Annotated in this window: 12 protein-coding genes; 11 read left to right on the top strand and 1 reads right to left on the bottom strand. The window is 59.7% G+C overall.

Annotated elements, in window-relative coordinates:
* Window positions 1–27 precede the first annotated feature (27 nt).
* Entirely contained in the window at window positions 28–1449 is a 1422-nt protein-coding gene (gene gltA, locus ACE3OA_RS16310; protein WP_374312607.1) for a citrate synthase, read from the bottom strand.
* Window positions 1450–1697: 248 nt separating this feature from the next.
* Between gltA and ACE3OA_RS16305 the strand changes: the two genes are divergently transcribed.
* The 11 genes from ACE3OA_RS16305 (at window position 1698) to ACE3OA_RS16255 (ending at window position 12005) form a co-directional block, all read left to right on the top strand.
* Window positions 1698–2657: an ABC transporter ATP-binding protein gene (locus ACE3OA_RS16305; RefSeq protein WP_374312605.1), complete on the top strand. Its 960-nt coding sequence runs from the start codon at window positions 1698–1700 to the stop codon at window positions 2655–2657.
* Window positions 2654–4051 (top strand): hypothetical protein, encoded by a 1398-nt coding sequence (locus tag ACE3OA_RS16300; RefSeq protein WP_374312603.1) that lies wholly within the window; start codon window positions 2654–2656, stop codon window positions 4049–4051. The genes ACE3OA_RS16305 and ACE3OA_RS16300 overlap by 4 nt, the downstream gene beginning before the upstream one ends.
* Before the next feature lie 113 nt (window positions 4052–4164).
* Window positions 4165–5028: an ABC transporter permease gene (locus ACE3OA_RS16295; RefSeq protein WP_374312601.1), complete on the top strand. Its 864-nt coding sequence runs from the start codon at window positions 4165–4167 to the stop codon at window positions 5026–5028.
* 20 nt (window positions 5029–5048) lie between these two features.
* Window positions 5049–5843 carry an ABC transporter permease gene (locus ACE3OA_RS16290; protein ID WP_374312599.1) on the top strand — a complete coding sequence of 265 codons (795 nt, stop codon included), beginning with the start codon at window positions 5049–5051 and terminating at the stop codon, window positions 5841–5843.
* Window positions 5844–5901: 58 nt separating this feature from the next.
* The gene (locus ACE3OA_RS16285) at window positions 5902–7065 is read left to right on the top strand and encodes an extracellular solute-binding protein (protein ID WP_374312597.1); all 1164 of its coding nucleotides are present in this window, start codon (window positions 5902–5904) and stop codon (window positions 7063–7065) included.
* A gap of 75 nt (window positions 7066–7140) precedes the next feature.
* Window positions 7141–8190, top strand: coding sequence for an ABC transporter ATP-binding protein (locus ACE3OA_RS16280; protein WP_374312595.1), 1050 nt, complete (start codon window positions 7141–7143; stop codon window positions 8188–8190).
* 74 nt (window positions 8191–8264) lie between these two features.
* A complete protein-coding gene (locus ACE3OA_RS16275) occupies window positions 8265–8753 on the top strand; it encodes a hypothetical protein (RefSeq protein WP_374312593.1) in 489 nt (162 codons plus the stop codon).
* 65 nt (window positions 8754–8818) lie between these two features.
* A complete protein-coding gene (gene gor / locus ACE3OA_RS16270; RefSeq protein ID WP_374312591.1) occupies window positions 8819–10174 on the top strand; it encodes a glutathione-disulfide reductase in 1356 nt (451 codons plus the stop codon).
* Window positions 10174–10761 (top strand): hypothetical protein, encoded by a 588-nt coding sequence (locus ACE3OA_RS16265; RefSeq protein ID WP_374312589.1) that lies wholly within the window; start codon window positions 10174–10176, stop codon window positions 10759–10761. The genes gor and ACE3OA_RS16265 overlap by 1 nt, the downstream gene beginning before the upstream one ends.
* Before the next feature lie 69 nt (window positions 10762–10830).
* Entirely contained in the window at window positions 10831–11265 is a 435-nt protein-coding gene (locus ACE3OA_RS16260; protein ID WP_374312587.1) for an excinuclease ABC subunit A, read from the top strand.
* 95 nt (window positions 11266–11360) lie between these two features.
* Window positions 11361–12005, top strand: coding sequence for a hypothetical protein (locus ACE3OA_RS16255; RefSeq protein WP_374312585.1), 645 nt, complete (start codon window positions 11361–11363; stop codon window positions 12003–12005).
* Window positions 12006–12107: the final 102 nt, after the last annotated feature.

The following is a 12107-nucleotide window of genomic DNA, read 5'->3' as shown; positions in this document are numbered from 1 at the left end:
CCGCCCCTTTGCCTTTTCCGCGCCGTCTTACTTGCGCTTGTTCATCGGCACATAAGGCCGCTCGCCATAGCCGGTGTAGAGCTGGCGCGGGCGGCCGATGCGCTGGGTGGGGTCCTCGATCATTTCCTTCCACTGCGCGACCCAGCCCACCGTGCGGGCGACGGCGAACAGCACGGTGAACATGGAGGTCGGGAAGCCGATCGCCTGCAAGATGATGCCCGAATAAAAATCGACGTTCGGGTAGAGCTTGTGCGAAATGAAATAATCGTCATTGAGGGCGATCTTCTCCAACTCCATTGCCAACTGCAGCAGCGGGTCATTGCGCTTGCCCAGCGCATCCAGCACTTCGTGGCAGGATTTGCGCATCACGGAGGCGCGCGGGTCGTAGTTTTTGTAGACGCGGTGGCCGAAGCCCATCAGGCGCGTATTGTCCTGCTTCGATTTAACCTTGGAGATATAGTCTTTGATATTGGCCGTGGTGCCGATCTCGGCCAGCATTTTCAGCACGGCTTCGTTGGCGCCGCCATGAGCTGGACCCCACAGGCAAGCGATGCCGGCCGCGATGCAGGCAAACGGGTTGGCGCCGGACGAACCGGCCATGCGCACGGTCGAGGTCGACGCATTCTGTTCGTGATCGGCGTGGAGGATGAAGATCTTGTCCATCGCCTTGGCCACCACGGGGTCGATCTTATATTCCTCGGCCGGAACGGCAAAGGTCATGCGCAGGAAGTTCTCGGCATAGGACAGTTCGTTCTTCGGATAAACGAAGGGCTGGCCGACCGAATATTTGTAGGCCATGGCGGCAATCGTCGGCACCTTGGCGATGAGGCGGTGCGAGGCGATCATGCGCTGGCGTGGGTCGTGAATATCGGTGCTGTCGTGATAGAAGGCGGAAAGGGCGCCCACGACGCTGACCATCACGGCCATGGGATGCGCATCGCGGCGGAAGCCCTGATAGAAGCGCGCGATCTGCTCGTGCAGCATGGTGTGATAGGTGATGTTCTTTTCGAACTCCGCCTTCTGCTTGGCGTTGGGGAGTTCGCCCTCGAGCAGCAGGTAGCAGACTTCCATGAAGTCGCTGTTTTCTGCGAGGTCTTCGATTTTGTAGCCGCGATGGGTAAGGACGCCGACGTCGCCGTCAATATAGGTGATCGACGATTGCGTCGAGCCGGTCGAACCATAACCCGGGTCATAGGTGAAGAGACCCTGCTCGCCGTAAAGCTTGCGGATGTCGACCACGTCAGGGCCGACCGTGCCTTTGAGGATCGGCAATTCGAAATTCCTGCCGGTGCGGCTGTCCTTCAGGGCAACCGAAGCATAGGCCTTCGGCGCCGCCGGCTTGATCCCGCTATCGGCCGTCTTCGATCGCGCCGCCGGCTTTGCTGCCGCCTTCGTGACCTTCTTGGCTTTCGCCGCAACGGTTTTGTTCTTGCTCGTCTTGCCAGCCATATTGCTTCCCTTCGTCCTATGCAGGGGCGGGCCGGCGCGGGGAGACGCCGGCGGAGTGCCGCAGGTGTTGCTGCAGATGCTAATGCGGATAAGGTTAACGGATGGTGACGCATCTGTCATCTGGTGTGAAAATACCTGCGCGCTTTTTGGAAGATCGGGCTTCCCATTGATCTGAATAGGAAAACCCACACACCCAGGGGCAGGCGAAGGGCTTTTCAAGAAGCTCAAGAGCCGCGAAACTGGATTTCATGTTGGAAGTCGAAAATCTGGTCTTCGATTATCCGGGCCATCGCGCCCTGGACGACGTGTCTGTGCGCCTCGAGCGGGGGACGATCACGGCCCTGGTCGGGCCGAATGGGGCCGGCAAGTCGACCTTGATGCGCCTTTGCGCCGCTCTCGACCAGCCTTTCTCCGGAACCGTGCGGTTGGATGGCGAGGATGTTCACGCCAATCCGCGCGCAGCGCACCGACGCATGGGGTTCCTGCCCGATTTTTTCGGCCTTTATGATGACCTGACTGTTGCCCAGTGCCTGCAATACCGTGCCGCCGCGCAAGGTGTGCCACGGGCGCAACGCAAAACGGTGGCAGAGACTGTCGCTGAGCGGTTGGAGATCGCCGACCGGCTTGGACAGAAGGCCGGGACGTTGTCACGCGGATTGCGCCAGCGCCTGGCGATCGCCCAGGCCGTACTGCATGAGCCGAGTTTCCTCATGCTGGACGAGCCGGCTTCCGGGCTCGACCCGTCGGCCCGCATCGGCCTTTCCGGTGTGTTGCGCAATCTGGCGCGGGACGGCATGACCATCCTGGTTTCTTCGCATATCCTTGCCGAACTGGAAGATTATTCGACCCACATCCTGATGCTGCGGCAAGGCCAAGTGGTCGACCACGCGCCATTGACGACAATGGGGCAGGTGACCGAGCGCCGGGTCGAGATCCGCCTGGATTTTGCCCGCCCCATCACTGAACTGCGCCGCCGCCTGATTGCCATCGGCAGCATCGAGGTGATCAGCTGCGGCATAGATGAGGCCATTGTCGTCTCCGACCCGGATCCTTCGGCACGGGCGGCCATGCTGGTCTCGGTGATCGAGGCAGGCCTGCCGCTCGCCTCTTTCGCACCCGAGCGGCGCAGCCTGCAGGACATCTATCTGGCCCGCATGAAGGCTGCGGCGGCCGAGCGACCCCCCTTGCGCCTGGTGAAGCCGTCATGAGCCTAGACCTAAATCCGGAGTTCCAGCGGAACTTGTGGTTGCATCTCGGTTGGCAGCGGACCATGTCGGCGGCCATCGTGGGCCTCACCATTGCCTATGCGATATTTCTGGTTAGCGACTTCAACAAGGTCTCCTATGCCGCCAACCTCATCCTCACCATGGTGCTGGGCATGTGGGGACCGCGCCGGGCGGCCGATGCGTTGGCTGAGGAAGTAGCCGGCGGCACCTGGGAATCCCAGCGCATGTCCGGCCTATCTGCCTGGTCTATGGCCTGGGGCAAGTTGATTGGGGGTTGCAGCTTTGTCTGGTATTGCGGCTTCCTCGCTCTGATCGTGTACGTTTTCGCCGGCTTCAGGCTTGGCTTTCCGCCGGGCCGGGCGGGCAATTTCTGGCTCGGCATCTATCTGGTCCTGATCGGTGCCTGCCTCTCCCACGCCGTGGCGCTGGGTGTCGCGCTCATCCGCCTGCGCAAGACGGTGCAGTATCGGCGGCTGACAATCACACTGGCCCAAACTTGCGGTTTTGTCGTTTTCCTGGCCGTGAGCGGGGTCGGGACGGCGCCTGTGCTCAATGAATCGAGCTTCACGCCCGGCACCGCCTTTGTTTATGACAGCGCCTATTCCTGGCCGCTGGTCCGGGCCGTACTCGGGTCGATTTTCGTATTGTGGGCGGTCGCGGCCGTCTTCCGCCTGATGCGCAGCGAGCTGCAATATCGCGCCTGGCCCTGGCTGTGGACGCTCTTCATGGGTTTCTGTGCCACTCTGGCAGCCGGTATTGCGCCCTGGCCTGGCGGCGGGATGGTCGGCGCGGCACTGCCCGTTTTCGCGGCGATGATCATTCTCACATACCTGGCGGCACTGGCCGACCGGCGGGACCCGATCCATTACCGGTCCGGACTGCTGGCCATGCGACGCGGCGATTTCAGCCGGGCCCTGGCCGAACTGCCTTGGTGGTTGATCGGAATCGTGGCCACGCTGCTGGCGGCGACCTTTGCCTTGACGGCCGTGGCCGGGATAGGGAGCGACGACTGGCCGAGCAGCCTCTCAGCGCTGCTGCTGCGGCTCCGGCTCCTCACCTTCGATCACCTCAGTGAGACGCTGGTGCTGGTCCTCTTCTTCATGGCGAGAGACCTTGGCGTCTTGCTGTGGCTGAGCTTCGGGACCTGGCGCAGCCGTTCCGACGTTACCTGGCTCGTCTATCTGGCCCTGGTCTATTGGCCCATCGGCATCATCATGCTTTTCGCCGGCTATGGCGACTACATCACCGTCGTTCTGCCGGTCGCAGGCGACGATGTGGTTTGGAGCTTTGCGCCAATACTGATCCAACTTGTCGTGCTCGGCGTCCTGCTTCGGCAGCGGTGGTATCAGGCCACGCGCGGTGGCGTCGTCGCCTGAGTGCCGGCACAGTAAGCTGGCCCCGATAAAGGGCCATGGACACGTCCGCTTTAACCCTGTCATACTAACGTCAAATAAGAAGAGTTTTTGATTGAACAGGGTGAGGCTCAACCGTGTCACGGGCGTTGGCGCGTCCCTATCTTCTGCTGTCTCCGGCAATCCTGTCGCTGACGCTGCTTATGGTGGCGCCGGTGGTGTTTGTGCTGATCTATTCCTTCTGGTTGCGCACGGCTGAAGGGTTGGATGAACCGGCCTTCCAGTTCGGCAACTGGATCAATTTCTTCACCGACAAGTTCTATTGGCTGGCTCTTTACAGCACCTTCAAGACGGCCTTCGTCACCACCATCGTCTGCATCCTGCTCGGCTATCCGACCGCCTATTTCCTGGCGCGGGCCGAGATCAAGAATCGTGGCCTGCTGCTGTTCCTGATGTTTCTGCCCTTCTGGGTCTCCTACATCATCCGGACCATGTCCTGGATCAACGTGCTGGGTAAGAATGGCTTCGTGAACGCGGTCCTGGTCTGGACCGGCATCACCGACGAGCCGTTGAAGCTGCTCTACAATGATTTCTCAGTGATCATGGGTCTGGTCTATTTCCAGCTCCCCTACATGATCATCAATGTCTATGTCAGCCTCGACGGCATCGACCGGAACCTCGAATCAGCTGCGCGTGTGCTGGGATGCAATCCTTGGCAGAGCTTCCTTGAAGTGACCCTGCCGCTGTCCCTGCCGGGTCTCGGTGCCGGCTCGCTCCTTTGCTTCGTGCTGGCGGCCGGTTCCTATGTGACGCCGCGCCTGCTGGGCGGGACGGACACGCTGTTTTTCCCCGACCTCATTTACGAAGCCATCATTTCGCAGCTCGACTGGCCATTCGGCGCGGTGCTGTCGATCGTCATGCTGGTCGCTCTGGGGATCGTCATAGCCGTCTATAACCGCTTCATGAGCCTTTCCGACGTCTATCGGAGCTTCGCGCGATGAGTTCCGCGGCTGGAAGGCAAATGGGTGAGGACAGGTTGGGCTGGGCGTTGCTGCGCCTGTGCTCCATCGCTGTCTATATCTTCATGTTCGCGCCGATCGTTGTGGTGATCCTGCTCGCTTTCAATTCCTCGCGCAGCGGCGCCTTTCCAATGGAAGGGTTCAGCCTGCAATGGTTCAGCAAGCTCTTTGCCAATGAATCCATTGTCGAGGCCTTCAAGACATCGCTGATCCTGGCCGGCACGTCGGCGGCCCTTTCCACAGTGATCGGGGTAATGGCGGCTTTGGCGCTGGTCCGCTACAGCTTCAATGGCAAGGAGGGCATTCAGACCTTCCTGTCGCTGCCATTGCTGATGCCCGAGGTGGTGATGGGTGTCGCCTTACTGATGTTCCTAAAATTTCTCAGCATGCCGCGCAGTTTTGCGGTGTTGTTGGTTGGTCACACCGTGCTCTCCTTGCCTTATGTCGTGCTGGTGGTGCAGGCGCGGCTGGTCGGCTTGCGGTCGAGCTATGAGGAGGCGGCCTGGACGCTGGGCGCCAATCGCCTGCAGACCTTCTTTGAAGTGACGCTGCCGCTGATCTCGCCGGCCATCGTCGGCGGGTTCCTGTTTGCGGCCACTTTGAGCTTTGACAACATCACGGCAACGCTGTTCTGGAAGAAGCCCGGCATCGAAACCGTCCCGACCAAGATCTTCGCCATGCTGAGGACCTCGGTCAGCCCCGAAATCAATGCGCTGGGGGCCGTCATGATTGTGATCACCATCCTGCTGCCTCTGGTCGGCGGCTACATGGTGCGCCGTTTCGCCAAGGCAAAATAGTGGATGTCCAATTCGTTTGTTTTCTTGACCGTGTTTATCTTAACCCTGGGAGGAAGGCATGAAGAAATTGACGGATCAAAAGCGCTACGAGCGTCTGCTCGCTGCGGTTCAGAGCGGCGATATCGACCGTCGCTCGCTTCTGCGCATCATCGGCGTGACCGCTGCGGCAGTGGGCGTTACCGGCGGCCCATTGGGCCTGCTGCGACGCCAGGCCTTTGCCGAAGGAGTCGAGTCCATCCGCTTTGACGGTTGGGGTGGCATTGTCTCCGAAGCTTTTCATAACAACGCCTTCCCGCAATACACCGAGAAGACCGGTATCAAGGTGGTCGAGGGTGAATTCGGCGATACGGACGAGTTCATCTCGCTGGTCAAGGCCGCTCAGCCCGGAGAATACAATGTGTTCCTGGTGAGCGGCGTCTACGATTACTACCGCTTCGTCAAGATGGGGCTGGCGGACTTCGTCAACGAGAAGAACATTCCCAACCTTGAAAAGCTGCTGCCGGCGACGCTGGCTGCTTTCCGCAACGAAAGCGAAGGTAAGCTGGCTGCCGTACCTTTCGACTACGGCACGACGGGCATCGCCTATAACCGCAAGTATATCTCGGACGAGGAGGCCCAGGCCGGTGCCAAGCTTCTTTGGGACGAGAAGTATAAGGGCAAGATTGGCCTTTATGACGGCTTCCAGACTCGCGCCTGGATGTCGAGCCTGTACACCGGACAGGATCCGCAGGGAGCCACCGACACAGCGGCGATGTGGGATGCCACCCGCAAGCAGCGTGACTTGGTGCTGAAATACTGGGGTTCGGGCCAGGAGTTCATCGATCTCATGTCGAAGGAGGAAATCATCCTCTCCGACGGCTGGTCGGGCCGCGTCGCCTACCTGCAGCAGAACGGCCATGATATCGGCTTCATCGACACCGCCCAGGCGGGTTTTGCCTGGATCGAGGGGCTGATGGTGTTGAAGGGTAGCCCGATGGAAGCAGCCGAGCAGTTGATCAATTTCTGCATCGAACCGGCGGTCGCTATCGCCATCGCCGAAGGGCAGAACTATCCGCCTTCGCTCGATCCCACCAAGGTCGAACTGACCGAGAAGGTGAAGAAGCTGCCCGGCTTCGACCCGACCGGCAAGTTCGACAACTATATTTGGGAAAAGGCAGGCTATTGGTTCGACAACCAGGACGCTTACAAGAAAGAGTGGGACCGCATCTCCAAAGGCGCGTAACCCACGCGGCGCCCGGCTGTCCTGGGACGGCGGCAGCCGGGCGCCCAAATTTCACGGTGATGGACAAGGCAAGCTATGAGCGCGGTTGAACTGAAAGCGATCGAGAAGCATTTTGCCGGCGGCGTGATTGCCGTCGACGCAATCGACCTCGATGTACCGGACGGTGCTTTCGTCACCTTGCTGGGCCCATCCGGCTGCGGCAAGACGACGACCTTGCGCATGGTCGCGGGGCTTGAGCACCCGACCGGCGGCGAGATCCGCATCAAGGGCAAGCGCGTCAACGAGACGCCGATCCATCAGCGCAATCTCGGCATGGTGTTTCAGAACTATGCGCTGTTTCCGCACAAATCGATTTTCGACAATGTCGCCTTCGGTCTCAAATATCGCGGTGTGGTCAAGGCAGATATCGAGACCCGCGTGCGCCGGGCGCTCGACATCGTGCGCCTGCCGGGCGTCGAGCAGCGCTTTCCCCAGCAGCTTTCGGGTGGCCAGCAGCAACGTATCGCGTTGGCGCGGGCCCTGGTTATAGAACCCGACGTTCTTCTCCTCGATGAGCCGCTCTCAGCACTTGATGCTAATCTGCGCGAGGAAATGCGCGGTGAGATCAAGGCCATTCAGCAACGTATTGGCGTGACGGCGATCTTTGTGACCCATGACCAGGGCGAAGCGCTCGCCATGTCCGACTTGGTCGTGGTGATGAACAAGGGCAAGATCGAGCAGCGGGGAGCACCTGCCGAAGTCTACGAGCATCCGAGATCGGCGTTTGTCGCCAACTTCCTCGGCAATGCGAATTTTGTCGCCGGAACGGTTGCGGCTGTCGACGGTAAGAGGGTCAGTGTTGCTCTGGCCGATGGCGCACGTATCGACGTCGCGGACGCTGCACGAGCCGTGCAGTTGGGTGAGGCAGTGAATGTGATTGTGCGGGCAGAAAAGATCGACATTGGCGGCGGCGGCCTCGCTGGCACCATTGCGGCGGTTGACTACCTTGGCTCGACCGCGCGCTACGATGTCATCCTGGCGGGTGGCCAGAAGGTGACCGCCCTGGCGACGATCCGCGACGGCGCAAGACGCGTCGGTGAAGCGGTGTCGCTTTCTATAGCCGCGGAACACTGCCGCATCCTTTAATCTGACCCGTTTCCATTTTGTTTGCATTTGGGCGAATTGTTGGCTACAATTACAACTAATAAGGAATATCCAATGTGGTGACGCTCGTGGCGCATGATGTTGTTTCACTTATTCCCAGCTTCTGCGACGCTTTTAGAGGCGTAAATGCGGGCGTTGAGGGTGGGATGATGGCATGGAGTAAGACCGATCATACGGCCTATGACTATTCCGTCGACTCCCTGATGGAGGTCGACCGCTACCTGGACGCTATTCGCCCCATAAAAGATCAGGTTGATTGGCAGGTTTATACCAACACCGTCCTCGTCACCGGCGCTTATATCGGTGAGGTTTTGCGGCGTCATGGCGACAAGCCTTGGGAATGGATGAATTTCAGCGACTTCTTGCAGCAGCATGGCGATTTGGCGGTAGCGTTGGAAATTTCGGGGGAAGAACTGCACGTTGCTGCGTTCTTGGTCGCGGACAGGTCGGTCACCCTTCCATTCAATAAGGTTATGCGGAATCTTGAAGAGGGGCCGGAGAACAGCATCCATTTCTATGTCACGGCGACGGGGGCAGGTGATTGACAACTGTTGACCTCGACCTTGATTGGCGTGCAATTCTCCCCACGTGAAGTGGCGGAGAAATGCGAATGTCTCGATACGATTACGATCTCTTTGTTATCGGCGGCGGTTCGGGTGGGGTGCGCGCGGCGCGGATCGCCGCTGGGCATGGTGCCAAGGTTGCAGTTGCGGAAGAGAGCCGGTTGGGTGGCACCTGCGTCATTCGCGGCTGCGTGCCGAAGAAGCTGCTCTCTTATGCTGCCCACTTTCATGAAGACTTCGAGGATGCGCGCAACTACGGCTGGACCGTGGGGGAGGTATCCTTTGACTGGCCGACCTTGATCGCCAACAAGGATAAGGAGATCGACCGCCTCAACGGCATCTACAAGAAGCTGCTCATCGGCTCGAAGGTCGACCTCCTGGAAGCTCATGCGGTGTTGGCCGATCCGCATACGGTAGAGGTCGGTGGTAAGCGCGTCACGGCCAAGCAGATCCTGGTCGCGGTGGGTGGTTGGCCGGAACGTCCCGGCATTCCGGGGATCGAGCATTCGATCACCTCGAACGAGGCCTTCCATCTGCCGACGCTGCCCGTGGAAGTGGTCATCGTCGGCGGTGGCTATATCGCGGTTGAGTTTGCCGGCATCTTCAACGGTCTTGGCGCCAAGGTGACGCAGCTCTATCGCGGCGAACAGATCCTGCGCGGCTTCGACGACGACGTTCGTCATTTCCTGGCGGCGGAGATGGGCAAGAAGGGTATCGGCATTCGGACCAAGACAGAGGCCAGTCGGATTGAAAAGGCCGGGAACAGGCTTACCCTGCATCTGAATGACGGATCACAACTCACCTGTGATGCCGTCATGTATGCGACCGGTCGGCGTCCGAAATCCGATGGCATGGGCCTTGTTGAACTGGGTGTTGCCGTGAAGCCGGATGGCGCCATCATCGTCGACGCGGATTCGCGGACGAATGTCGCAAACATCCACGCCATCGGCGATTGCACCAATCGGGTCAATTTAACCCCGGTCGCCATCCGCGAGGGCCACGCCTATGCTGATACGGTGTTCGGCAACAGGCCCTGGCAAGTCGATCATCGCACGATTGCCTCCGCCGTCTTCAGCCATCCGCCGGCCGGCGTCGTTGGCCTCTCCGAAGCCGAGGCACGCAAGGGCGGACATGAACTCGATATCTACAAGGCGGATTTCAAACCCTTGAAGCACACCATTTCGGGCCGTGACGAGCGCACCTTGATGAAAATGGTCGTCGACCGAAAATCGCAGGTGGTGCTGGGGGCGCATATGGTTGGGATGGACGCGCCGGAGATCATCCAGGCGCTCGCCATCGCCGTGAAGATGGGGGCCACCAAGGCCCAGTTCGATGCGGCAATTGCCGTGCATCCGACCGCAGCGGAAGAATTTGTCACGATGCGGACGCCCGTGGCCGGATAATGGCGGCGGCAGACGGAAGGAAGACCGAACGCCGGCAGTCCGTCGTTCACTGGTGGCTGCTGGCCTTTGTCTGGGGCCTTGCGGAAGCGACACTCTTCTTCATTGTCCCCGACGTATTGCTCACCTGGATTTCGGCGCGGGTCGCGCGGCGAACCGCCGTGATCGCCTCTGTGTTTGCGGCTCTGGGGGCGGTGGCGGGGGCTGCCATCCTGCTCTGGTGGATGCGTCATGACGCCGCCGGCGTCGTCAGTGCTGTCCTGGCTCTGCCGGGCATAGATGATGATCTTCTTGCGAATGTGCGCAGTGATGTGGCGCAAGGCTGGTTCCGCGCTCTTGTGGTTGGAGCCTTCTCCGGTGTTCCCTACAAGCTCTTTGCCGTCCAGGCATCCGAGACCGGCTTGACGGCATCGGCCTTCTTGTTCGCGTCGTTTGCGGCACGGCTGCCCAGGTTTTTGCTGACGGCCCTGGCGGCTGATTTTTTGGCAGCCAGGTTGCGGCGATGGGCGCGCGCCGGCTGGATCCGGCCATGCTGGCTGATCTGGTGGCTGGGCTTCTATGCCGTCTATTTCTATGCAATGGGTTGGTGACCAGGCAGAATGGCGGGAATAAATCGCGATGACTTCTGAACTGCGATGGAGCATGACGTGTTGCGCAAGATGAAAATGATCACAATGTCCCTGGCAGCGCTTGCCGTGACGGCGGCACCCGCTGCTGCCCGCGACACGCGCTATGAACTGAAGATCGCCGATGTGCAGGCCGATCCGCGTTACGCACAGAACGTGCCGGCGGGCGTGAAATTCTATTTTGCCAATCAGACGGCACCCGCCGGCCAGAATCTGGGCGAGTTCGTCACCAATCGCAAAACCAACTCCTTCGGGAAGCAGGACGAGGAAGCCTGCACCTGGGCGATGATCTCGGCCATGAAGGAACTGGGCGAGCGGGCTATCGCAGAAGGTGGCAATGCGGTCATCAATATCGTCAGCTACTACAAAAAGAAACCGTTCTCGAGTGACACGCTCTACGAATGCCACGCTGGCGCTATCGTGGCAGGCGTCGCTTTGAAGGGCAGTGTGGTGAAAGTGTCTCCGTGACGGCTTCACGAATTCGTGAGGCGTGAAGGTACACGCTTTAATGGTGTTGCCGCAGCAGGTGCACTAGCTTGGCCCCATCGTCAGGAGGCGAAGCGATGAGGATGTTTCTGGGTGCGTCGGTTCTGAGCCTTTTAGCCGCGCCGGCCTGGGGTGAGGTAGGAACGGTGACGTGTGACTCGGCGCGCGCTGTCGCAATTGTCTATTCGCTCTACACAAATCCAAGCGGCCCCACTGAATTCCCTCTAATGACTGGTGAATTGACAAAGACGGGCGCCGTTTGTCTGCTGAAAGGGCAGGTGCTGGGCATGGAGACGAACGGCTTCACAGTCACCTTTTCGCTTCTGCCGAGCATCAGCCACGCTTGGCAACTGACGATCCATCGATCCTCCTATTTCGGCGGTCAAATGGGAGCACAAAGCTCTACTAGCGAACTGGAAGAGCTGGACCCTGCCGCTGGCGTCGAAATCGATAGCGAAAGCCTGGGTGGCAGGCTGGTCAAAAAGTTGACCGGTAGCGCTCTGGAGGGGACAACGGTGCGCATTCCGCTGGCGCAGCGACACGCCTATGATCGGCAGCAGGATGGGAACTGGCGGTATGTGCCGTTGAGGATCGACTATTGGGGTGATCTAAGGCTAAGGATCGGCAACCCCGATACCGGCGTTCATACGGCAGGGAACTCTAATCTTCCCAGCATCATGCCGATGTCCGGTCAATCCAGTATTTCCAAGCTGGTACAATAGCTTATTGTTCTTTCCGCCATAATTTGCATGCGGCCTTCATAAATCATATATACAGTTCCGCTGTTATCCACAGTGGGACAGTCCCGCGGGCGCGTAGCGTAG

The organism is Dongia sp. (assembly GCF_041906375.1).
Taxonomy (GTDB): Bacteria; Pseudomonadota; Alphaproteobacteria; order Dongiales; family Dongiaceae; genus Dongia.
This window is presented reverse-complemented; position numbering and strand designations above follow the sequence as displayed.